The sequence below is a fragment of the Streptomyces oryzae genome, from assembly GCF_017676365.1.
Classification (GTDB): domain Bacteria; phylum Actinomycetota; class Actinomycetes; order Streptomycetales; family Streptomycetaceae; genus Streptomyces; species Streptomyces oryzae.
Genome location: NZ_JADKMA010000027.1, coordinates 18,981 through 42,236, shown reverse-complemented (window position 1 = coordinate 42,236; position 23,256 = coordinate 18,981). Strand labels below are relative to the sequence as shown.

Genomic DNA, 23,256 nt, shown 5'->3' with positions numbered 1-23,256 from the left:
GGTGTTGCCCGGGAAGCGCCCGCGGGCCCCAGCATGGTGGATCATGGGCTCGCGCCACAACCGAGGCCGATAGGGTTCGGGACATGACGTGGTTGATCACAGGCGGCGCGGGCTACATCGGCGCGCACGTCGCACGGGCCATGACAGCAGCCGGTGAGCGTGCCGTCGCACTGGACGACCTCTCAACCGGGCTCGCCGAGCGGCTGCCCCCCGAGGTGCCGCTGGTGCGGGGCTCCGTGCTGGACCGCCCGGTGCTGGACCGCGCGCTCGCCGAGCACGGTGTGAGCGGTGTGATCCATCTCGCGGCCAAGAAGCAGGTCGGCGAGTCCGTCGAGATGCCGTTGTCCTATTACGAGGAGAACGTGCACGGTCTGGTCACGCTGCTGGGCGCTGTGGTCGACGCCGGGGTGGGCCGTTTCGTCTTCTCGTCCTCCGCCGCCGTCTACGGAATGCCGGACGTGGACCTGGTCACCGAGCAGACCCCGACGGTGCCGATGAATCCGTACGGCGAGACCAAGCTGGCCGGCGAGTGGCTGGTGCGGGCGACGGGCCGGGCCCACGGGCTGTCCACGGCCTGTCTGCGCTACTTCAACGTCGCCGGCACCGCCGAGCCGGAGCTGTCCGACACCGGGGTGTTCAACATCGTCCCGATGTTCTTCGACGCGCTGACCCGCGGCGAGGCCCCCCGGATCTTCGGGGACGACTATCCGACGCCGGACGGCACCTGCGTGCGGGACTACATCCATGTGCGGGACCTGGCCGAGGCACATGTCGCCGCGGCACAGGCGCTGGCGGCGGGGGGCACCGGGGAGTCCGGCGATCTGACCCTCAACGTGGGCACCGGCGCAGGCGTCTCCGTACGGGAGATGGCCGAGCTGGTCGCCGAGGTCACCGGCAGGCGGGAGCCGGCGCCCCGGGTGGTTCCGCGGCGTCCCGGTGACCCCGCGCGGGTGGTGGCCTCGGCGGAGCGGATCCGCAAGGAGCTGGGCTGGGAGCCGCGGTTCGGGGTCCGGGAGATGGTCGCGTCCGCGTGGGAGGGCTGGCTGCTGCGTCACCCGGAGGCTGGAACGCCGTCGAACTGAGGCCGCGTTTCGACAGCAATGGGCACAAGTGTGAGCGATATAGACAGAATCCCGCAGAATGCGGAGTTATCGCACTGCCTGCGGCACACTGGATCACGCTGCCCACAGGCCCACCCGAAGGAACACCATGGCGAACAGCTCAGCGGCCCCGATCATGCTCGAACTGGTCGATGAGGACGGGACGACGATCGGCACCGCGGAGAAGCTCTCCGCCCATGTGGCCCCGGGGCGGCTGCACCGCGCCTTCTCCGTCTTCCTCTTCGACGACGAGGGGCGACTACTGCTCCAGCGCCGGGCCATGGGCAAATACCACTCGCCCGGGGTGTGGTCCAACACCTGCTGCGGTCACCCGTATCCGGGCGAGCCGCCGTTCGCCGCCGCCACCCGGCGGGTCGTGGAGGAACTGGGCGTGGCGCCCTCACTGCTGCGGGAGGCGGGCACCGTCCGCTACAACCACCCGGACCCCGCCTCGGGACTGGTCGAGCAGGAGTTCAACCACCTGTACGTGGGGCTGCTCCGTGACGAGCCGCGGCCCGATCCGGAGGAGATCTCCGAAACCGCGTTCGTCACCTGGGACGAGCTGGAGAAGCGGCACGCGACCGACACGTTCTCCACCTGGTTCATGACCGTGCTGGACGCGGCCCGGCCCGCCGTCCGCGAGGTGACGGGCGGCGCCGGGAACTGGTGAGCTCCGTGCTGTACGGCCCGGCTCAGCGGCGTACGGCCCGGCTCAGCGGTATCCGGCCCCGGCGCTCAGATGAGCGGCAGCGCGGCCCAGATGACCTTACCGCCCGCACTCGTCTGCTCCACGTCGCAGCGCCCGCCCGCCTCGCCGACCAGCGTCTTGACCAGCAGCAGCCCCCGGCCGCCGATGTGCTCACGGAACGGCTCGGCCTCCAGCGCCCTGGGCCGGTAGGGGTGGCTGTCCTCCACCGCGACGCGGAGCCGGCCGCCCCCCAGCGAGACCTCGACCCCGATCTCGGGAGAGAGCAGCGCCGCGTGCTGTACGGCATTGGTGACCAGCTCCGAGAGGATCAGCAGCGCCCCCTGGAGCACTTCGTCCGGCACCCGGGCGGTCTGCCGCCCCAGCAGGTCACGTACGGCGTGCCGCAGCCGGGGCACCGAGGAGGCGGTCGCCGGCGCGGTGAACCGCCAAGCCCCCTCGCGCGCCGTCCCGGCCGTGCTGGCGTGCGCGTGGCCCAATGAGCCCTCGTGCCCGCAGCCGAGCGTTCTGGATTCGCACCGCCGTTGCCGCTCCGCGCTCTCCCGCAGCGGCAGGACGGCGGTGACCGCACCTGCGGCTCCTGTCGCCGGTCCACCGCGCGCCGCACTCGGGGACCGGTCTCTCTCCCCGGTTGGTGGAGCCTCGTCGACAACGCCGGACAGCTGCCCGCCGCGGCTCTCCATCTGAGCACCCACTCTCCTGCTCGGTACCTGTAGCACTGGATGTACTTGCAGATGTACTTGCATTGCATGGTGATACCGCGTGCGGCGGAGCTGGCCCGGTGACTGCAAGTTGGCACGTATCGATGGCATTTGACAGAACACTTACGCCGCGGTCGGCTCCATGACAGTTCGTGGCGCGAGCCGGATACGATCACGGTCATGGAGCCGACCCTGCGCACGGCGCACGACGAGGGCGTCGCGACCGTCACCATCGACCGCCCCGCCAAGCGCAACGCGATGACGCCGGCCATGTGGCGGGCGCTGCCCGTGCTCCTGGCCGAGCTCGCCGACGATCCCGGCGTCCGTGTCGTGGTGCTCACAGGTGCCGGCGGAACCTTCTGTGCGGGTGCGGACATCGGTGCGCTGCACGATGCGGCGCAGAGCGCGCCACGGGAGCAGCAGTCGCTGGCGGTGGCCGCGGAGGAGGCGCTGGCCGGCTTCCCCAAGCCCACGCTCGCCGTGGTACGCGGGCACTGCGTCGGCGGCGGCTGTCAGCTGGCCGCCGCCTGCGATCTGCGCTTCGCGGCGCACGACGCACTCTTCGGGATCACCCCGGCAAAGCTGGGCATCGTGTACGCGGCCTCCTCGACGGAGCGCCTGGTACGCCTGGTCGGTCCCGCCACCGCGAAGTTCCTGCTCTTCTCCGGCGAACTGATCGACGCGGCGCGGGCACTGCGGGCCGGGCTGGTGGACGAGGTGCACCATGGGGACGAACTCGACAAAAGGGTTGCCGAGTTCACGCGTACCCTCGCGGCGCGCTCCGCGCTGACCCAGGCGGCGGCCAAGGAGTTCGCCGACGGCCGTACGGGGGCTGACCGGGTCGAGCACTGGGGGCGGGAGGCTGCCGCGAGTGGGGAGGCGGCGGAAGGGGTGGCGGCCTTTCTTGAGCGCCGGGCTCCCCGGTTCGGCTGGCCGCGCCACTGAGGCTTTCCGATGAGGGGTGCCCCTTACGGGGCGCGTCTTCAAGGGCGATGTACCCAGCGGTAGCGTACCGGCATGACGTCACTTCCCGAACGCGCCGGGCGGCGCTGCCACAACGCCCTGAACGCCCTGCACTCCGCGCTCTACTTCTCACCCGCGCTGGGGAAGGAACTCTCGCCCTACGGGATCGACGACCAGCACGCGGTCAACCTGGCCTCGCGGTCCGCGCCGCTGGGTGCCGTGAGCGCGGGGACGGTGACGGCCACCTTCTACAACTACAGCCACGCGCTGGTGGCCCGCTTCGTCCCGGAGGTGTGGGACGCGGCGTCGCCGGAGACCGTGCTGGCCGCGCGGCTGCGGGCCGCCGACACGACGCTGCGCAAACTGCTGGGCGAGGACGCCGTCAACTCCCCGGAGATGGCGGAGACCGCGCGGCTGGCACTCCGCGCGACCGAGGGCTGCACCCGCTCAGGGCGCCCGCTGTACTCCGCCAACGCGGACCTGCCGGTGCCCCCGGTGGACCAGTCGCCGCATCTGGCGCTGTGGCACGCGGCGACCCTGCTGCGCGAGCACCGCGGGGACGGCCATATAGCGGCCCTGCAGAACGCCGAACTCGACGCGCTGGAGGCCCTGGTGAGCCATACGGCCAGCGGGCGCGGGATGAACCCCAAGTGGGTGATGAGCACCCGCGGCTACAACGAGCAGGACTGGGCGGCGGCCCAGCAGCGGCTGACCGGGCGCGGACTGCTGGACGGCGAAGGGGAGCTGACGGAGCAGGGCATCGAGCTGCGCAAGCGTCTGGAGCAGGAGACCGACCGGCTGGACCGGCGGCCCTACGAGCTGCTGGGCGCCGAGGGCGTGGCGCGGCTGACCGAGCTGGCCGGCGGGTTCGCGCGGGCGGCGACGGAGGCCGGCGCGTTCCCCGCCGACCTGTTCGGCAAGGGCTGACCCGGGCAGGGCCGGCACACAGTCCCAGCGGCCGGAGCGGCGGCTTCGGGGCCCGCCGCCCCGCCCGCCTGCGCGGGGCTGTCGGACCCGCCTGCCACAATGCATGCCTACCGGGGGACCACAGCACCGAGAAGGCGGAACGAACCATCGTGACGACGACCATCGAAGGCAGGATCGCCGAGGAACTCGGCGTACGCGAGCGGCAGGTCCGCGCCGCTGTCGAGCTGCTCGACGGCGGGTCGACCGTGCCGTTCATCGCGCGCTACCGCAAGGAAGCGACCGAGATGCTCGACGACGCGCAGCTGCGCTCCCTGGAGGAGCGGCTGCGCTATCTGCGGGAGCTGGAGGAGCGGCGCGAGTCGGTCCTGGAGTCCGTGCGCGGGCAGGGCAAGCTCACCGACGAGCTGGCGGAGCAGATCCGTGCCGCCGACTCCAAGGCGCGCCTGGAGGACATCTATCTGCCGTACAAGCCCAAGCGGCGCACCAAGGCGCAGATCGCCAGGGAAGCCGGTCTCGAACCGCTCGCCGAAGGGCTGCTCGCCGATCCCACGGTGGCGCCGTCCGCCGCGGCCGCCGCGTTCGTCGACGCCGACAAGGGTGTCGCGGACGCCGCCGCTGCCCTGGAGGGGGCGCGGGCGATCCTGACCGAGCGCTTCGGCGAGGACGCCGATCTCATCGGCGAGCTGCGCGAGCGCATGTGGGAGCGCGGGCGGCTGGCCGCCAAGGTGCGGGAGGGCAAGGAGGAGCAGGGCGCCAAGTTCGCCGACTACTTCGACTTCTCCGAGGGCTTCACCGAGCTGCCCTCGCACCGCATCCTCGCGATGCTGCGCGGCGAGAAAGAGGAGATCCTCGACCTGACCATGGAGCCCGAGCCGGCCGGAGCGGACGGCGCGGCCCCGGAGGGCCCGAGCTCCTACGAGCGTTCCATCGCCCACCGCTTCGGGGTGCGCGACGAGGGGCGTCCGGCCGACGCGTGGCTGGCGGAGACGGTGCGCTGGGCGTGGCGTACGCGCATTCTGGTGCACCTGGGAATCGATCTGCGCACCCGGCTGCGGACGGCCGCCGAGGACGAGGCGGTCCGGGTCTTCGCGGCCAACCTGCGCGATCTGCTGCTCGCGGCGCCCGCCGGCACCCGCGCCACTCTCGGTCTCGACCCCGGGCTGCGAACGGGCGTGAAGGTGGCGGTGATCGACGCGACGGGCAAGGTCGCCGCGACGGACACGGTCTACCCGCACGCGCCGCAGAAGCAGTGGGACCAGTCGCTGGCGAAGCTGGCCGCGCTGGCGGAGGCGCACAAGGTGGAGCTCGTCGCGATCGGCAACGGCACCGCCTCCCGGGAGACGGACAAGCTCGCCGGTGAGCTCATCGCCGCCAAACCGGAGCTGAAGCTGACCAAGGTGATGGTCTCCGAGGCGGGCGCCTCGGTCTACTCCGCCTCGGCCTACGCCTCCCAGGAGCTGCCCGAGCTGGATGTGTCGCTGCGCGGCGCCGTCTCCATCGCCCGGCGGCTCCAGGATCCGCTGGCCGAGCTGGTGAAGATCGACCCGAAGTCCATCGGCGTGGGCCAGTATCAGCACGATCTGTCCGAGGTGAAGCTCTCCCGCTCGCTGGACGCCGTGGTGGAGGACTGTGTGAACGGCGTCGGGGTGGACGTCAACACGGCCTCGGCGCCGCTGCTGTCCCGCGTCTCGGGCATCGGCTCGGTCCTGGCGGAGAACATCGTCGCGCACCGGGACGCCAACGGCCCCTTCAAGAGCCGTCAGGAGCTGAAGGATGTGGCGCGGCTCGGCCCCAAGGCGTTCGAGCAGTGCGCGGGCTTCCTGCGTATCCGCGGCGGTGCCGACCCGCTGGACGCCTCGGCGGTGCACCCGGAGGCGTATCCGGTGGTGCGCGAGATGGTGGCCAGCACGGGCGCCGATGTGCCGTCGCTGATCGGCAACGCCAAGGTGCTGCGCACGCTGGACCCGAAGGAGTTCGTCAACGGCTCGTTCGGGCTGCCCACGGTCACCGACATCCTCCGCGAGCTGGAGAAGCCGGGCCGTGACCCGCGGCCCGCGTTCCGTACGGCGAGCTTCAAGGAGGGCGTCGAGAAGCTCAGCGATCTGTCCAAGGGCATGGTGCTGGAGGGCGTGGTCACCAATGTCGCCGCCTTCGGCGCGTTCGTCGATGTCGGGGTGCACCAGGACGGTCTGGTGCATGTCTCGGCGATGTCGAAGACGTTCGTGAAGGACCCGCGCGACGTGGTCAAGCCCGGCGACATCGTCAGGGTGCGGGTGCTGGACGTGGACGAGGCCCGCAAGCGGATCTCCCTCACGCTGCGGCTGGACGACGAGCCGGAGGCGGCGGGCGGCGGCTCCGGCAAGCGCTCGGGAGGGGGCGCCCCGCGCCAGCGCCAGGGCTCGCCCAAGGGTGCTCCCAAGGGCGGCCGGGGCGATGGCAACAAGCGCCGCGGCGGCCAAGGCGGCCAGAAGACCTCAGCCCCGGCCCCGGCCAACAGCGAGATGGCCGAGGCGCTGCGCCGCGCGGGCCTGGCCTAGGGCTGTCGCAACCGACCGCCAGGAGGGGCAACCCTCAGGTCACCAGGCCGGTGTGGTGGGCCAGAAAGGCGGCGACGTCGGTTCCCAGCTCGTGCGCCGTCCTTGCGGAAGCGTGCGCGTGGCCCCCGGTCGTGGTGCGGCGCATCAGCACCGGTCCCGGTCCGGTGGTGGCGTGCTGCAGCGCGGCGCACATCTTGCGGACGTGCTGGGCGCCGGTGCGGTGGTCGGTGTCGGCGACGCACAGCAGGACGGCCGGGTAGCGCGTGCCCGGCCGCACCTGGTGGTACGGCGAGTAGCCCAGCAGCCCGGCGAGTTGCTCGCGGTCGGCGGCGCTGCCGTATTCGGCGGTCCAGGTGTGGCCGATCCCGAAGCGTTCGTAGCGCGCCATGTCGCACAGCGGTCCGAGAGCGGTCACGGCGGCGTACAGCTCCGGGCGGCGGGTCATGGCGGCGGTCACCAGGAGTCCGCCGTTGGACTGTCCGTAGGCGCCCAGCCGGTCCGGGGCTGTGATGTTCCGGTCGATGAGATACCGGGCCGCGTCGTTGAAGTCGTCCACAGCACGCGATTTGGCGGCACCCCGTCCGGCGGCGTGCCAGGCGGTGCCGTGTTCGCCGCCACCGCGGACACAGGCCACGGCGTAGACGCCGCCTGCCTGGGCCCAGGCCCGGGCGAACGGGTTGTAGCCGGGGCGCATCGGGGTGCCGAAGCCGCCGTAGCCCGTCAGCAGCGTCGGCCGGGGTGACGCCTGGGGATGCGTGGCGTCCGCCGGGCCGAGGAGGAAGAGCAGTACCGGGGTCCCGTCATCGGCCTCGTACCGCACCTGTTGGGCCGTCAGCTCCGGTGACTCGGGATGCGGGTCCTGGGACGTCGCCGTCTCCGCGGCGGGCACCCGCGGCCGGGGCAGCGCCTGCTCGCCGGGCCACCGGGACACCTGTCCGGTGAGGGCGTCGAAGACATACACCGTGGGCGGCGTGCCGAAGTCGGTGTAGGTGAACCACACCTGGTGCCCGCCTTCGGGCCGGGTCCGCAGCACCTTGACCGCTCCACTGCCGGGCAGTGGCACCTCGCCGGTCCGCCGTCCGTCCGCCGCACGGTGCACGGTGACCCGGCTGGTCGCATCCTGGCTCCAGCACACCAGCAGCAGCGGCTCGGGCAACGCGGGCCCATCCAGCAGAACGCTCTCGTCGAGAGCGGCCTGCGGGTCCTCCGGCACCAGCTCGCGCCACCCCTTTGCCAGAACACAGTCGGTGACCAGGATGCGGCCACGGGGCGCTTCCCGGTCGGTGTGCAGGCGGGCGCCGCCGTCCCGGTGCAGCCGGATGGAGGTGAGCGCTCCGGTTTCCGCGCCGTCCACGAGGGGCCGCCAGACCGGCCGTGCGGGGTCGTCCCACACATCTCGGGCGAGCCATAGATCGTTGTGCCGGGCGACCCCGCGCGCCACGGAGACCGCCAAGCGGCTGCCGTCGGGCGCGACGGTCAGCCCGAAGTAGGCGAAGCCGTCGGTCTGTTCCCCGAAGACTTCCTCATCCTCCGTGGCGGGCCTGCCGAGTTGGTGCAGCTTGACCCGGAGCAGACCGGACGGCCCCTCAGCGGCGGGCCCGACGTAGTAGAAGCTCTTGCCTCCGGGGAGCCAGGCCACCGGAGAGTGCCGCAGCGGGCCGACCGGTCCGTCCACCAGCCCGCTGCCGTCGGCGGCGTACACCTCCAGCCGTGTGGTGTCGGCACCGTCCACCGCGAACTGGCAGGCCACCAAGTCGCCTTCCCAGGACGGCCGCCATCCTGCCAGCCGGACCCCGCCCCGCGGCTCCGCCGCGTCCGCGTCCACCACGACCCGCTCGGTGCCGTCCGCCTCGGTGACGTACAGCACCGCCTGCTCGCGTCCTGGCAGATACCGCTCGGTGAAGTAGCGGCTGCCCCGCCACACCGGTGCGGACACGCGCCGTGCCGCCGAATCCGCCGCAAGCCGCCGTTCCCAGGCGGCCAGTTGCGGCCAGGTCGCGCGCTGCGCGGCGAACAGCGCGTCCTGGCCCTCGGCCCAGGCCCGGCCGGCCTCGCCTTCCAAGTCCTCCAGCGTGCGGTACGGATCGGCGACCGGCAGCCCGTGCGGGGTTTCGACGAGGTCCTCGCGGGGTGCGGGCGGGTAGGCGAGCGGGTGAGCGGATGTCATGGGTGGCACGGAGGGTCCTCGGAGCGTTGGAGCAGGCGGGGGAAGAGCGGTTGCGCAGCGGAAGGCGGGGCCGCGGAAAAGCAGCGCGGCCCCGCCGTTCCTCACTCGGCCGGCGTCAGGCGCCGGTCACCCCTGATCGCCCTCGTACACCTCGGCGTGCCAGCGCAGCGCGGGGGCCTCGTCGGAAGCGGGGTTGCGGACGTCGCCCAACGCGGGAGCGCGGGGGCCATCGAAGTCGGGCAGCAGCATGTCGTTCTCCTCGGTGAAAAGGCCGGCCCGGAGTGGGCCGGTGCCGAGCGGGGCATTTCCGGCTCGCCTGGATCAAAAACGTAGAGGCCGCATTGCCCACCCGATGCGGTGAATTGCTGCCAAGCACCTGTCAGTTGAGGTCCGACCCCCGTTACGTTCCCGCTGACCCCCTGCCGCACGGGCCGCAGGCGTCCGCCCGCCACTCCCCAATGCCGAGGGACACCCCCGTATGAGCCTCACCAGGAAGACGAAGGTGCGCCGGCCGCTGCTCTCGCGTGGAGAGCGCGGTGCGGCCGACCGTGCGTGGCAGCGGCCTCTGGCCGCACAGCCCCCGATGGACTGGGAGCGCACCGCCGTCACGCTGCGGCACCAGCTGAAGGCGGGCGCCGTCACCCAGTACTGCGTACGCACCCTGCAACTACTCGGCTGCCCGCGCGATGCGCTGGACTATTACTGGCCGCCCCTGCTGCATCTGGAGGCTCTGGTCTACCTCGGTGACCTCGCCGTCGAACGGGAGCAGTCCCACGGCGTCCCGGCAGGCCCGGCGTGGCGCGACGGCATCGAGGAGGTGCTGCGCGGCTACGGATGCGACGACGCCGCCACCCTCGCCGAACTGCGTGCGCTGGAGGAGTACGCGCGCTGGGAGACCGAGGCCACCGGCTCGCGGGCCGCGCCGGGCGTGGGTGACCTGGTTCGTGCCTGCCACGGCCGGTCGTCCGATGTGCGGATCATGCTGCGCTTCGGGCGGCACCTTGCGGGGCTGCCGCACAGCGAAGCCTTCGACCGGCTCGCCGGACACCTGTACGCGATGGGAGAACTCACCGGTGACGTCGTCGGGTACGCAGCGGATGTGGCCGACGACTCCTGCAACTTCTACCGCATGTGCGTCTGGTCCGCCGGTACCGAGGGTGCCCGTGACCGGCTGGGCGAGATCTGGCAGCGGCTCTGCGCCGACCTGCGCCGCGACCTCGCGGCGGCCGACCACCGTACGCTGGCCCTGGTCGCGCGGGTCTTTCTGCCGCGGCCGCGCCCGCTGCGCGCCCTCGCCGTCAAACGCCGCCCCACTCGTGTGCATGCGCTGCTGCCCCGGCCGCTGCTGCGGGCGTACATCTGGTGGCGGCTGGAGCGCGGCGAGCGGCTCCGGCTCCCGGCCGTCCCGGAGCCCGTGGCCGAGTCCGTCGCCGAGCCGGGAAAGGTGACCGTTCCCGGCCAGGCACGAGCGCGCCTGGCCGAGGAGCCCTCCGTATGAGTCCGGACGCCGGGGCAGCCGGGGTGGCTCAGCTGTCGGCGCCGGGCATGTTGCCGTCCGCGTCGGTAGCGGCGGCGGCTCCGGTCATCTCGTACTCGGAACCGAGCAGGTCGGGCCGGCCCTGCGGGCGGATGTAGGCACTGGAGATGTGCAGCCAGTCCACGAAGAAGGCCGGAGCCCCCGAGGTGTCGCCGACATAGACCTTCATCTTGTCGGACGGGTGGATCGTCGCCGTCACCTGTGTACCGCGGTCGTGTTCGCGCACCTGGGTACTGAAAACGGCGAGCGAGCCGCCGTTCGCGGTGCGCAGCGCGTACGCCTTCTCGTGGGTCGGCTCGCCCCGGCTGAATTCGGCCGCGCCGTAGGGGCTCAGGAGCTTGTTCTGTGCCTTGGGGATCTTACGGATCCACTTGGTGGTCTTGGACGGACGGAAACCGCTCCCGGAGGCGCCCTGTCCGGTGTAGAGATCCAGCAGCGAGTCGGAGAGCGAGTCCGGGGACTGGGCGCCGGTCTTCTTCGCGGTGTTGGTGACCGGCACCGCGAAGCCACCCTTGTCCTTGGCGAGTCGCGGCAGCTTCTTGGTCTCGCTGTAGCTGGCGGTGACCATCTTCCAGTCGCCGCTCTTCTGCTTCTCCATGATGAGGATGCCGGGGTACTTGCCCTTCTTCTCCCCCGGCGACTTGGAGTGCGCCACCATCACGAACCAGTCGGCGGTCCCCTTCCGGGGGATGTAGAACTTCCGGTCGACGTAGCGGAACGGGTTCCGGTACTCGGCACGGTCCTTCGCCGACCAGGTCTTCTGCACCTTGAAGGTGGCCTTGCTCTGCTGGAAGACCGCGCCGCCTTCGACGGTGGAGAGCAGCTTCGGGTCGGAGTTCTTGTTGGCCTTGTTGTTGATCTTCTCGTAGTGGTCGACGAGCTTGTCGGCCTGGGCCTGGCTGACGACGCCGACGGCCGCCGAATGCTTTTTGTCGTCGCCCTTGCCCGAACCGCCGCCCGTGGAGTCCTCCGTGGAACGCCCCCCGCACCCCGCCGCCAGGAGGACCAGACTGCCCGCGCAGGCTATGCCCGCCATCCCCCGTACCGCACTCTTCATCGCATGCTCCCGCTGTTCGCTGTTGTGCGCTGGGAGTATGCCGGGTCCTCCGGACCTCTGCGGCGGCGGGGTGGTCACAAGCGCACCAGCGACGCGCCGAAAAACACTTGCGGGCGGGAAAACGGCGGCGTAGCGTCCCGGACGGCCCTGTCGCCGTCGATTGGAGAGGCCGTTGCGTATCTGAGGTCTGAGACACCGTGTGCCCTGTCTGTGTGCCACGTGTGTGACCTCGGAAGCGAGTCGGCCGGCCTCTTCGCCTCTCCCTCCTCCTTCTGAACCCCGTCCCCGGTGTTGCCCTCCGGGCCCGGTGTCTCCCGCGTTGTTCATCTCCCACCGCGATGCGACCAGGAGGCCCCTGTGGCCCTTACTCCCCCTTCCCACTCCGTCGTCTGCTCCCGGCTGAGCTTCAGCTGGCCGGACGGCACCCCCGTGCTCACCGACTTCGACCTGGCCGTCGGTCCCGGGCGCACCGGCCTGATCGGGCTCAACGGCAGCGGAAAGTCCACCCTGTTGAAGCTGCTCGCGGGCGAGCTGCGCCCGGACGTGGGCACGGTCACGGTCGCCGGCGAGGTCGGCTATCTGCCGCAGAACCTCACGCTCAACACCGCGCTGCGGGTGGACGAGGCGCTGGGTGTGGCCCGTGCCCGGGCCGCGCTGCACGCCATCGAGGCGGGCGACGTCAGCGAGGAGCACTTCACCGCCGTCGGCGACGACTGGGACGTCGAGGAGCGGTCCCGCGCGACGCTGGATCAGCTCGGCCTCGCTCATGTGGGTCTCGACCGCACCATCGGCGAGCTGTCCGGCGGCGAGTCGGTGCTGCTGCGGCTGGCGGCGCTGCTGCTGGCGAGGCCCGATGTGCTGCTGCTGGACGAGCCGACCAACAATCTCGACCGGGCGGCCCGGCAGCGGCTGCACGACGCGGTCGCCGCCTTCCCCGGCGTCCTCGTCGTCGTCAGCCACGACCGCGAACTGCTGGCCCTGGTCGACCAGATCGCCGAACTGCGCGGCGGCGAGGTCACCTGGTACGGCGGCAACCTGGCGGCCTACGAGGAGGCCGTCGCCGCCCAGCAGCAGGCCGCCGAGCGGATGGTGCGCGCGGCCGAGACGGACGTGAGGCGGCAGCAGCGCGAGCTGTCCGAGGCGCAGACCAAGCTGGCCCGGCGCGCCCGGCACGGCAAGAAGGTGCAGGCCAGCAGGAGCGAGCCGAAGATCCTGATGGGCGCGCGCAAGCGCAAGGCGCAGGAGTCGGCGGGCAAACACCGCATCCTGCACGAGCAGCGGCTCGAAGAGGCGAAGGAGCGGCTGGAGGAGGCGGCCGAGCAGGTGCGGGACGACGCCGAGATCAGCGTCGAGCTGCCGTTCACCGCGGTGCCGCGCGGCCGGCGGGTGTTCGAGCTGGACGAGGTGGAGCTGCGCAATGGCGCCCTCGCCGACATGGGCGTGCACGGCCCTGACCGGATCGCCCTCGTCGGTCCCAACGGCGCGGGCAAGACGACGCTGCTGCGCACGATTGCCGGGCAGCTGGCGCCCCCTGCGGGTGAGGTGCGCACGCATGTGCCGCTGCGCTTCTTGCCGCAGCGGCTGGACGTGCTCGACGACGCGCTCTCCCTCGTGGAGAACGTGGCCGCGCTGGCTCCGGAGGCGACCAACCAGCAGATCCGCGCCCGGCTCGCGCGGTTCCTGTTCCGGGGTGAGCGTGCCGAGCGCGCGGTCGGCACGCTGTCGGGCGGCGAGCGGTTCCGTGCGACGCTCGCCGCGGTGATGCTGGCCGAGCCGGGCCCGCAACTGCTGATGCTGGACGAGCCGACCAACAATCTGGACCTCTCCAGCGTGCGGCAGTTGCGTCAGGCGCTGTCCGGATACGAGGGGGCTCTCATGGTGGCCAGCCATGACGTCCCGTTCCTGCGGGAGTTGGGCATCACCAGGTGGCTGGAGCTGAGGGAGGGGGAGCTGCGGGAACTGGGGGAGGAGGAGCTGCGGGAAGCCGCTCCTTAGACCGTCGAGGGGCGCCCGTCAGGGTCGTTCCCCCGGTGCCGTCAGTGCCGCCAGTGCTGCCAGGCGGGCGTCGGCGCGGTCGGGGGCGTAGCGGTCCTCCACGACCATGGCGGCGGCGCCGATCAGCCCGGCGCGCTCGCCCAGCTGCGAGGTGACGACGTCGAGGTGTGCGGTGGTGCGGGGCATGGCGCGCTGGTACAGCAGCTCCCGTACGCCGGTCAGGAAGGGGGTGCCTGCCAGGTCTCCGGCGATCATCAGTACCCCGGGGTTGAGCAGGGTGACGACGGTGACCAGCACCTCCCCCACCCGGCGTCCGGCCTCGCGGGCCAGCCGTACCGCCTCCGGGCGGCCCGCGGCCAGGTGCTCGCGGACGCCGGAGCCCGAGGTGGTGGGCACACCGGCGGCGGTGAGCTGGCCGGCCAGCGCGCGCCCGCTGGCGACGGCGGCGAGACAGCCGTGGTTGCCGCACATGCACAGCGCGTCCTGGCAGTCGTGCAGCCGGATGTGGCCGATGTCACCGGCGCCGCCGTCGATACCGCGGTAGGGCCGGCCGTCCACGACGACGCCGGCACCGATCCCGGTGGCGACCTTGACCAGCAGGAACGCCGAGCAGTCGGGGTGGCCGAAGCGCTGTTCGGCGTAGGCCATGAGGTTGGCGTCGTTGTCGACGAGGACGGGTACGGACGCGTCGGCGCGTATGTGCGCCGCGTATGCCTGCTGCATCCGTTCGCGCAGCGGGTAGCAGTCCCAGCCGGGCATGATCGGTGGCTGGATGACCAGCCCCGAGGCGAAGTCGACGGGTCCGGGCACCGACAGGCCGATGCCGCAGACCCGGGACGGGTCCGTGCCGTGCTCCTCGAGCAGCGCGGCGAACCACTGGCCGAGCCGGTCGAGCACCTGGTCGGGCCCGTCGCCGATGACCATCTCGCCCGAGCGCTCGGCCAGCACGTTCCCCGCCAGGTCGAGCAGCCCCGCGGTGGCGTGCCGGGTGCCGAGGTCGGCGGCGAGCACCACGGCGTGCCCGGCGTCGAACTCCAGCCGTGCCGAGGGCCGCCCGCCGGTGGAGCCCGCCGCCGGTGTGGCCTGGCCCTCGCGCAGCCAGCCGGCGGCGAAGAGCTGGTCGAGGCGGTGGCCGACCGTTGACCTGGACAGCCCGGTGGCCTGTTGCAGGGCTCCCCGGGTGGTGGCCCGGCCGCCCCGGATGAGCTGCAGCAGATGGCCCGCGCTCGACTGGTTGCCGGTGGTACCGGTCATGCTCTCCTCAGCTCTTGTGCTCGTCGGCAGCTCTTGTGCTCGTCGGCGTCGGCTCCGCCGGGCGGCTCCAGGCCGCTCAGCTCTTGTCCGCGCCGCTGGTCAGGCCCTCGGCCGGCAGCCGTTCGGCGGCGAAGAACAGCAGGACGACGGGGATGGTCGGTACCACCGATCCTGCCATCAGCCAGCCGTCGCGGGAGACGATCTTCTTGGTGGCCGCCCTCCACGCAGGGAGGCCCTCCCGCATCCACACTGTGGCTTTTGTCCGGTCTATTCAATTTGTTCGGGCCTACCGCGGTCACCCTCGACCGCCGCGGCCACGTCTACGCGCCTCACCCTCGGTTCCGACATCGGTTCGATCCGTGTTCAGCCTGTGAGTTACGCATCTCCACCCCAGTTCTGCCTGTCCACCAGACGTAACTCCGGTGTATTTTCTACGAAACCGTCGAAGCCGAGCCGCCCGGAGTCCGTTGTGGAGCGAGTTGTCCCGTTCAGTGACCCGCGAGCCGACTCCGCAGACGGACACCGCCGACCCGGCGGTGTCGATGCCGACGGTCTCGACACCGACGGCAGGCTGAGCGCCGAGGTGGCGCAGTGACGCATCCCTCAGCGCGGGGCGGCACCGGCTGCCCCACGGCGACTGCCGCCGTGCCGTCCAGCTCCACGGTCGCGCCGCGGTTGCCCGGCGAAACCCGCAGCGAGCTGCGCCGCGCCGCCTGCCGGGTGCTGGTCGGCAACTGGACCGGCCGCTCGACCGTGCCGTCCCACGAGCTGTATCCGCACCAGTGGAGCTGGGACTCGGCGTTCATCGCCATCGGGCTGCGCCATCTCTCCCCCGTACGGGCGCAGCAGGAGATGGAGACGCTGCTGGAGGCGCAGTGGGGCGACGGGCGGGTGCCGCACATCGTCTTCAACCGCGCGGTGCCGCTGGACGCGTACTTCCCCAGCCCCGACTTCTGGCGCTCGTCCTCGGCGGGCGCCGCCGCAGGTGCGCCGCGCACGGTGGAGACGTCCGGTGTGGTGCAGCCGCCGGTGCACGCGCTGGCCGCCTGGCTGGTGCACAGCGCCGACCCGCGAACGTCGGCACGGCGCGGCTTTCTGGCCCGGGTGTATCCGCGGCTGGTGGCCTGGCACCGCTATCTGGCCGACCACCGTGACCTGGGCGGGCACGGACTGGCCGCCGTGGTCCACCCCTGGGAGCCGGGGATGGACAACAGCCCCTGCTGGGACGGGCCGCTGGCCCGGATCGAGCCGGCCGCCGCCGGTTCCTTCCGGCGGGCCGACCTGGTGCACGGAACAGCGGCCGACCGGCCCACCGACCTGGACTACGGACGCTATGTGCGGCTGGCCGCCGAGTACCGCGACCACGGCTACCGCGACGCCGCGGCCCCGCACTCCTTCGCCGTGGAGGACCCCGGGTTCAACGCCCTGTTCATCGCCTCCGAGTACGCGCTGGCCCGGATCTCTGAGGCGCTGGACGGCGATCCGGACGGCCACCGGCAGCGGGCTGCCGCGCTGACCGAGGCGCTGGTGGCGCGGCTGTGGTCGCCCGAGGCCGGGCAGTTCCTCTGCCGCGACCTGCGGGCACCGGGCCCGGACGACGACGGACGGCTGGTTTCCAAGCGCGGCGCCGCAGGGCTGCTCCCGCTGGTGGCCCCTGAACTGCCCCGCCCCATCGTGGAGTCGCTGCTGCGCACGGTCTCGGGTGAACACTTCGGCCTGGGCACGGCCGTGCGGCTGCTGCCCAGTTACGACCTGCGCGGCGCCGCCTTCGACCGGTACTGCTACTGGCGCGGGCCCGCCTGGTTCAACGTCAACTGGCTGCTGGAGCGCGGCCTGCGGCAGCACGGTGAGAGCGCGCGCGCCGACACGCTGCGCGCCGAGGTGCTGCACGCCGCCGCGGCGGGCCGCTTCGCCGAATACCTCGACCCATACACCGGACAGGGCCATGGCGCCCGCGACTTCAGCTGGACGGCGGCGCTCACCCTGGACCTGCTCGCCCGCGACGCGGAACCCACGGCAACCGCCCCGCTTCCGTCGGCCTCCGCGCACATCCCGGCGCCCGCGCCGGTGCCGGCGTCCGAGAAGGGGCCGTGAACCGATGACGGCGAACGGGCGCCGGCTGCTCGTGCACGACGGCACCTTCGCGGTGCTGGCCCCCTCAGGGGACATCGCCGGAACCCCGGGCACGCCGACACTGGACGGGCTGTTCCGCCATGACACCCGCCATCTGAGCCGCTGGCAGCTGACGCTCGACGGGGCGGCTCCGGCGGTGCTGGTTCCGGCCCCGGCCCCCGACCGGGAGGCCGACTGCCGGGAAACCAACCCGGCCACGGCCGTACTGACCCCACCCGCGACCGGCGAGGCCCCTCCCGGCTGCACCCTCTTCCGGGAACAGGCCGTGGCCGGCGGGGTGTTGACCGAGCGCATACGGGTGGTCGGCAACGACGGCGGGGCGGCACCGGTGCGCCTCAGCCTCACCATGGACGCCGACTTCGCCGACCAGCTGGAACTGCGCTCGCCGCACCACGCGTACCCGAGGCCGGAGGCCGCACGCAGCGCCGTCACCCGCCCGGACGGGATCGAGTTCCACTACCGGCGCGGCGCCGACTGGCACGCCCGTACGGTCGTGACCGCTGACCCCGCGCCCGTCGAGACCGTGCCGGCCGAGGCCACCGGATCCGCCGGTACGGCATGCCGGTTGAGCTGGCTGCTGGAGCCGTCGCCGCAGGGCGCGGTGGAGCTGCGGCTGCGGGTGGCGGCGCTGCCGCCCGGCGCGGCGGAGGCCGGCTCGGCCGCCGGTGCGTACGGCGCCGGCGACCCGGCGTCCATACGCGCACAACTGGCCGCCGCACGGCACACGTTCGTCGCGGCCGAGCCGTGCCCGAGCCGGCGTACCGCCCGGCCGGAGCTGGCTGCCGCCTGTGAGCGCGGGCTGGCCGACCTGGCGGAGCTGTGCGTGACCGTCCCCGGGCCGGACGGTGCGCCGCTGCGGGTGCCGGGCGCCGGAGCGCCCTGGTTCCTGGCGCTGTTCGGCCGGGACTCGCTGCTGACCTCCTTCTTTGCCCTCCCCTACCGCCCTGGGCTCGCCGAGGCCACGCTGCTGGCACTGGCCGCCACCCAGGCCGGGACGGTGGATCCGGAGCGGGGGGCCGAGCCCGGCAAGATCGTGCACGAGGTGCGGCACGGCGAACTGGCCGCCTTCGGACAGGTGCCGTACGGCCGTTACTACGGTTCCGTCGACTCCACCCCGCTCTTCCTCGTCCTCCTCGGCGCCTACGCCGAACAGCAGGGCGCCGAAGGCCACCAGCTCGCCCGCCGCCTGGAGCCGCAGGCGCGGGCCGCGGTGGAGTGGATGTTCGGCTATGGCGGCCTGGACGACCTGGGCTACCTCGCCTGCCGGCCGGGCGAGGGCGGCCCGGCCGACCGGAGCTGGAAGGACTCGCCCGGCGCGGTCTGCGCGGCCGACGGCACCGTGCCGGCCGGCGCCGTGATGGTGGCCGAGGTGCAGGGGTACGCGTACGACGCGCTGTGCCGCACCGCCGAGCTCGCCCGCGCCGCGTGGGGCGACCCCGGTTACGCGGGCCGGCTGGAGCGGGCCGCTGCCGCGCTGCGCGAGCGGTTCGGGGCCGACTTCTGGCTGCCGGACCGTGGCTTCCCGCCGCTCGCGCTGGACGAGAGCGGACGCCGTCTTGACGCGCTCGCCTCCGACGCGGGGCATCTGCTGTGGTCGGGCATCCTGGGACAGCGCCGGGGCGAGACGGTGGGACGGCGGCTGCTGGAGCCGGACTTCTTCTCCGGATGGGGCGTGCGCACACTGGCTGCCGGGCAGGCCGCTCACCACCCGCTCTCCTGCCACCGCGGCAGCATCTGGCCGCAGGACAACGCGCTGATCGCGCTCGGTCTGGCCCGCTACAGCCTGCGCGCCGAGGCCGCACGGCTGGCGGAGGGGCTGCTGGCCGCTGCCGCGCGGTGCGGCCACCGGCTGCCGGAGGTGCTGGCCGGGTACGACCGCGAGGAGTTCCCCGAGCCGGTCCCCTACCCGCACACCTGCTCCCCACGGGCATGGGCGGCGGCCACTCCGCTGGCTTTGCTGACGGCGCTGAGCCGGTGACGGCGGCACCGAGCCGGTGACCTGGTCCGGTGCCGCGACGTAGTCTCGCGGCATGCCGGAGGTGACAGATGAGTGAGACGCAAGCGGGCACGGGCGGTGCCGCCGGGGACGTTGTCGTACTCGGCGGCGGAGTCATCGGGCTGACGACGGCCGTGATCCTGGCCGAGCGCGGCATGCACGTACGGGTGTGGAGCGCTCAGCCGCCCGGGGAGACGACCTCCGCCGTCGCGGGCGGCCTGATCTGGCCGTACCGCATCGAGCCGGAGAAGCAGGCCCTCGACTGGGCGGTCCGCTCCTTCCGGCACTTCTCCTGGCTCGCCGAGCAGCCGCCGACCACCGGGGTACGGCTGGTGCGCGGACGGATGCCGGGCAGCACCCCGCCGCCGGAGTGGACCGCGCTGACCGGGTCTCCTCCCCGCGCCCCGCTTGTCGACATGCCAAGCTATCTCCGCTACCTGGCGGGCCGGTTCGAGTCCGCTGGCGGGCGCTGGGAGCAGCGCACGGCCCGCTCCCTCAGCGAGGCGGCAGCCGCGGCCCCCACCGTCGTCAACTGCGCCGGGCTCGGCGCCCGCGAACTGGTGCCGGACCCTGCGGTGCGTGCCGTGCGCGGGCAGCTCGTCGTCGTGGAGAACCCGGGCATCGAGGAGTGGTACGTCGCGGTGAACGACAGCGCCACCGAGACGACGTACATCCTGCCGCAGCCCTACGGCGTGGTGCTCGGCGGTACGGCGGAGGACGGCGCCGAGCAGCGCGAGCCGGATCCGGCGACCGCGGCGGCGATCGTCCGCCGCTGCGCCGCCGTCCACCCCGAACTGGCCACCGCCACCGTCCTCGAACACCGGGTGGGCCTGCGCCCGTTCCGCCCCTCGGTCCGGCTGGAGGCGCAGCGGGTGCCCGACGGACGCGGCGGCACCTCACTGTGCGTCCACAACTACGGCCACGGCGGCGCGGGCGTCACCGTCTCCTGGGGCTGCGCGGTGGACGCTGCGCGTCTGGTGGGGCCGCCGTGACAGAGCGCACCCGGCATGGGGGGCTGCGCTTGCCATTCAGGGGCGCGGGGAACTGCGCGACAAGCCACAAACACACCCGCAGCCTGCAACGCACAGCAAGGGGCAGCCCCTACTCAGCACCATCCGCGGCGCACGTCTCGACGGGCCTCCCCGCCGTCAGCCCGTACTTCGCCCGCCCATCCAACAACAACGGCACCAGCGCCCGCTGCGACTGCCGCAGCGGCACAAACGCCCCACCACCGCGCGACAGCGCAACCCGCACACCGTGCAGCCGCAACGTGGAGCCGACCTCACGCCACTGCCCCGCGCTCAGTGCGTACCCGCAGGGCGGGTCGCCCAGCACCTGATCCTCGTCCGGCTCCTCATTGTCCGCGCCGTCCAGATAGACGGGACCGCGATCGGCAAAGCCCTCAGCGCGGGCCTGCCGAGTGGCCGCCTCGACCCGCCCACGGTGCTTGCCCGCGAACTCGAACAAGCCGTCCAGCGCGGCCAGATGAACTCCCACGCGGCGACGGTTGTTGACGGCCTCGTCAGACTTCTCCGCATCAGTGAGAGGGTCAGTACGCGTCTCGGCAAGAAGCCCAACTGCGTGCTTGACGCCCACCGCGTTGCGGAGGATGCGCTCCTGCCCGTCTCCCGCGACCTGTTTCACGGGCTCGCCGGTCTCCGGATCGGTCCAGATGCCGTAGATGCCGGTGCTGTATCCCGCGCCCCCCGCGGCGGGCCGCACAAAGCTCTCGGACAGCGCCGCCGACTCCCGGTGCAGGGCCTGCGCGGTGTTGAGGTTGCGGGGCCACAGGGAGAGCAGGTCCTTGACGTAGTACGGCGGATGAGCGCTGTATTCGTGCAGGTCGTAGACGGTGTCGGGGCGCAGGTCGCGGAGGACGGCGGCCATGGCGCGGGCCTCGGGGGTCCTCAGCGCGAGGTGATCGCGGTTGATGTCGGTGCCCGTGGAGTTGCCCCGGGTGTCCGCGGCCCGGCCGTCGGGGTTGGCGGTGGGGACGACCAGCAGCGTCGTACGGGAGAGAAAGCGCTCCGTGGCGCGGTCGCGGGCGAAGGCCAGATCCCGCACGGTGCTCAGGCACGCCTCGCGGCCCGCGGGTTCGTCACCGTGCTGGGAGCAGACCAGCAGTACGGAGTTGCCGCGCCGCACCACTGCGGGGCCGGGCGGCGCGGGGGCGCCGACGCTGACCAGCTGGAGGGGGCGGCCCTGCGCGGTGCGGCCGATGGTCTCCAGGGTGACGCGAGGGCTGGCGCGGTCCACGGCGCGGAGGAACTGCTGCTCCTCGGGCTGCGTCGTCCACCGCTCACCGTGTGAGCGTTCGAACCCGGTGCGCGGCGCCGGGGAGTGCGTGCCGGTGCCCGGGGTGGCCCGCGCCGAGGTGGTGGCGAGCAGGGGGACGAGTAGCGCCGCCGAGGTCAGGGCAGCGGTCTTCCACCGTGAGCGGCCGGGCCGCGCGCTTGTCACCATATGCGGGACAGTAGTCGTACGAACTGCCGTGCAGAAGGGGGCGTATGTCGCCTGGATGACGGCCGGATGACGATGGTTGCTGTGGACATGCAGTGTGACGCGTGAGTACATACGCTTCGGACGAAGTGACTCCTGTCGTCGAAGAAGTGGCTCCTGTCGCAGAAGAGTTGGAGGACTCGTGCGTCACAGACTGATCGTCCCGGGTGCGATAGCGGCGGCCTCGCTGCTGCTGGCGGTCCCGGCCTCGGCGGCCGAACCGACCCCGGGAGCCCCGGGTGTGGGCGACCCCTACTACCCGGACTACGGGAACGGCGGCTACGACGTCTCCCACTACGACCTTCGGCTCACCTACCAGCCGAAGACGGACAAGCTCACGGGTACCGCCACCCTGCTGGCCACAGCGCAGCAGGACCTGTCGCGCTTCAACCTGGACTTCGCACTGGACGTCAGCGAGGTGCGGGTGAACGGGAAGAAGGCCGGCTTCACCACCTCGGGCGCGCACGAGCTGGAGGTGACCCCGGCCGAGCCGCTCGCCAAGGGCGAGAAGGCCACCGTCGTGGTGCGCTACCACGGCATCCCCTCCAAGGTGAAGGTGAACGACTACACCTCCTGGCACCGCACCAAGGACGGCGGCGTGGCCGCCAACGAGCCCGAGGCGGCCTGGTGGTGGTTCCCCAGCAACGACCACCCCACCGACAAGGCGAGCTACGACATCAGCGTCGCCGTCCCCGACGGAACCCAGGCCATCAGCAACGGCACCCTCCAGTCGCAGCGCTCGCAGGCGGGCTGGACGCGCTTCAACTGGCGCTCCCGCTCTCCGCAGGCCACCTATCTGGCCACTCTGGCGCTGGGCAAGTTCGACATCACGACGGCGAAGACCGACTCGGGACTGCCCGTCATCAACGCCTACAGCAAGGACCTGGGCGAGCACGAGGGCGCCGCGCGGGCCAGCGTGGAGCGCACCGCCGAGCTCACCGAATGGCTGGAGGGCTACTTCGGCAAGTACCCCTTCGAAGCGATGGGCGGCTACGTCCCCAACACCGACACCACCTACGCGCTGGAGACGCAGACCCGCCCCTTCTACAGCCCCGACGACTTCGCCGACGGCTCCAACACCTCCGTCGTCGTCCACGAGATGGCCCACCAGTGGTACGGGGACAGCGTCTCCGTCAAGGGCTGGAAGGACATCTGGATCAACGAGGGCTTCGCACGGTACGCGCAGTGGCTGTGGTCCGAGGACCAGGGCGAGGGCACCGCGCAGGAGCTGGCCGACTACGCCTATGCCGCGCATCCGGCCGACGACGCCTTCTGGAAGGTCAAGCCGGGCGACCCGGGCCCGGAGAACCAGTTCCACCGCGCGGTCTACGACCGGGGCGCCATGGCGCTGCAGGCGCTGCGGAACGAGATCGGTGACAAGGACTTCTTCGCCGTGCTGAAGGGATGGCCGCAGGAGCACAAGGGCGGCAACGCCGAGGTGGGCGACTTCGTCGCCTATGCGGAGAAGGTCTCCGGCAAGCCGCTCGCCGAACTCTTCGACACCTGGCTGTACCAGCCGTCGAAGCCGTCGGCGAAGGCCGGGGCGGGCGCGGCGTCCTTCGCCGTGAAGGGCACCCCGAAGCAGCCCCGCTCCTGGAAGCAGATCCACACGGCGGACCATCCCCGCCACTGAACCGCCGGCTCCGTCCCCTGCGGGGGCACCCCCCTGCGTGCGGGTGTCCCC

The 23,256-nt window shown here is 72.2% G+C and carries 17 protein-coding genes and 1 pseudogene; 11 read left to right on the top strand and 7 right to left on the bottom strand.

The annotated features are described in order from the left end of the window. Positions 1–83: 83 nt before the first annotated feature. Positions 84–1,082, top strand: coding sequence for a UDP-glucose 4-epimerase GalE (gene galE, locus ITI46_RS08205; protein ID WP_209238759.1), 999 nt, complete (start codon positions 84–86; stop codon positions 1,080–1,082). Between the two features lie 127 nt (positions 1,083–1,209). Further along, complete coding sequence (gene idi, locus ITI46_RS08200; protein WP_209238758.1) at positions 1,210–1,770, top strand: isopentenyl-diphosphate Delta-isomerase; 561 nt, start codon at positions 1,210–1,212, stop codon at positions 1,768–1,770. A 65-nt stretch (positions 1,771–1,835) separates the two neighbouring features. Here the strand turns inward: idi and ITI46_RS08195 are convergent, their stop codons facing one another. After that, complete coding sequence (locus ITI46_RS08195) at positions 1,836–2,285, bottom strand: ATP-binding protein (RefSeq protein WP_247745651.1); 450 nt, start codon at positions 2,283–2,285, stop codon at positions 1,836–1,838. A gap of 402 nt (positions 2,286–2,687) precedes the next feature. Between ITI46_RS08195 and ITI46_RS08190 the strand changes: the two genes are divergently transcribed. From ITI46_RS08190 to ITI46_RS08180, 3 genes are all read left to right on the top strand, one after another. Beyond that, positions 2,688–3,452 carry an enoyl-CoA hydratase/isomerase family protein gene (locus tag ITI46_RS08190; RefSeq protein ID WP_209238756.1) on the top strand — a complete coding sequence of 255 codons (765 nt, stop codon included), beginning with the start codon at positions 2,688–2,690 and terminating at the stop codon, positions 3,450–3,452. Between the two features lie 72 nt (positions 3,453–3,524). After that, on the top strand, positions 3,525–4,397 hold the full coding sequence (locus ITI46_RS08185) for an SCO6745 family protein (protein WP_209238755.1): 873 nt from the start codon (positions 3,525–3,527) through the stop codon (positions 4,395–4,397). A gap of 149 nt (positions 4,398–4,546) precedes the next feature. Beyond that, positions 4,547–6,934, top strand: a complete 2,388-nt coding sequence (locus ITI46_RS08180; protein WP_209238754.1) for a Tex family protein — start codon at positions 4,547–4,549, stop codon at positions 6,932–6,934. A 34-nt stretch (positions 6,935–6,968) separates the two neighbouring features. Here ITI46_RS08180 and ITI46_RS08175 read toward each other — a convergent pair whose 3' ends face one another. Together ITI46_RS08175 and ITI46_RS35440 are read right to left on the bottom strand one after the other, a co-directional pair. After that, positions 6,969–9,101, bottom strand: a complete 2,133-nt coding sequence (locus tag ITI46_RS08175; RefSeq protein WP_209238753.1) for a prolyl oligopeptidase family serine peptidase — start codon at positions 9,099–9,101, stop codon at positions 6,969–6,971. Positions 9,102–9,227: 126 nt separating this feature from the next. Continuing rightward, on the bottom strand, positions 9,228–9,350 hold the full coding sequence (locus ITI46_RS35440; protein WP_280634737.1) for a hypothetical protein: 123 nt from the start codon (positions 9,348–9,350) through the stop codon (positions 9,228–9,230). Between the two features lie 229 nt (positions 9,351–9,579). Between ITI46_RS35440 and ITI46_RS08170 the strand changes: the two genes are divergently transcribed. Continuing rightward, on the top strand, positions 9,580–10,599 hold the full coding sequence (locus ITI46_RS08170) for a hypothetical protein (RefSeq protein WP_209238752.1): 1,020 nt from the start codon (positions 9,580–9,582) through the stop codon (positions 10,597–10,599). A 28-nt stretch (positions 10,600–10,627) separates the two neighbouring features. Here ITI46_RS08170 and ITI46_RS08165 read toward each other — a convergent pair whose 3' ends face one another. Beyond that, the gene (locus ITI46_RS08165; protein WP_209238751.1) at positions 10,628–11,695 is read right to left on the bottom strand and encodes a DUF8094 domain-containing protein; all 1,068 of its coding nucleotides are present in this window, start codon (positions 11,693–11,695) and stop codon (positions 10,628–10,630) included. A 357-nt stretch (positions 11,696–12,052) separates the two neighbouring features. Here ITI46_RS08165 and ITI46_RS08160 point away from each other — a divergent pair, with 357 nt between their 5' ends. After that, positions 12,053–13,690, top strand: coding sequence for an ABC-F family ATP-binding cassette domain-containing protein (locus tag ITI46_RS08160; protein WP_209238750.1), 1,638 nt, complete (start codon positions 12,053–12,055; stop codon positions 13,688–13,690). Positions 13,691–13,708: 18 nt separating this feature from the next. Here ITI46_RS08160 and ITI46_RS08155 read toward each other — a convergent pair whose 3' ends face one another. Continuing rightward, positions 13,709–14,944, bottom strand: a complete 1,236-nt coding sequence (locus tag ITI46_RS08155; protein ID WP_209238749.1) for an ROK family transcriptional regulator — start codon at positions 14,942–14,944, stop codon at positions 13,709–13,711. 76 nt (positions 14,945–15,020) lie between these two features. Continuing rightward, positions 15,021–15,125, bottom strand: a pseudogene (locus ITI46_RS08150) (carbohydrate ABC transporter permease); the annotation flags it as partial. A 410-nt stretch (positions 15,126–15,535) separates the two neighbouring features. Here ITI46_RS08150 and ITI46_RS08145 point away from each other — a divergent pair. From ITI46_RS08145 to ITI46_RS08135, 3 genes are all read left to right on the top strand, one after another. Next, on the top strand, positions 15,536–17,038 hold the full coding sequence (locus tag ITI46_RS08145) for an MGH1-like glycoside hydrolase domain-containing protein (RefSeq protein ID WP_372451867.1): 1,503 nt from the start codon (positions 15,536–15,538) through the stop codon (positions 17,036–17,038). 4 nt (positions 17,039–17,042) lie between these two features. Continuing rightward, entirely contained in the window at positions 17,043–19,055 is a 2,013-nt protein-coding gene (locus tag ITI46_RS08140) for an amylo-alpha-1,6-glucosidase (protein WP_209238748.1), read from the top strand. A 68-nt stretch (positions 19,056–19,123) separates the two neighbouring features. After that, complete coding sequence (locus ITI46_RS08135) at positions 19,124–20,065, top strand: FAD-dependent oxidoreductase (RefSeq protein WP_209238747.1); 942 nt, start codon at positions 19,124–19,126, stop codon at positions 20,063–20,065. A gap of 109 nt (positions 20,066–20,174) precedes the next feature. Here ITI46_RS08135 and ITI46_RS08130 read toward each other — a convergent pair whose 3' ends face one another. Then, positions 20,175–21,536: a M14 family metallopeptidase gene (locus ITI46_RS08130; protein WP_209238746.1), complete on the bottom strand. Its 1,362-nt coding sequence runs from the start codon at positions 21,534–21,536 to the stop codon at positions 20,175–20,177. Positions 21,537–21,714: 178 nt separating this feature from the next. On the opposite strand from ITI46_RS08130, the gene ITI46_RS08125 reads away from it, so the two are divergent. Then, positions 21,715–23,205, top strand: a complete 1,491-nt coding sequence (locus ITI46_RS08125; protein ID WP_209238745.1) for a M1 family metallopeptidase — start codon at positions 21,715–21,717, stop codon at positions 23,203–23,205. Positions 23,206–23,256 lie beyond the last annotated feature (51 nt).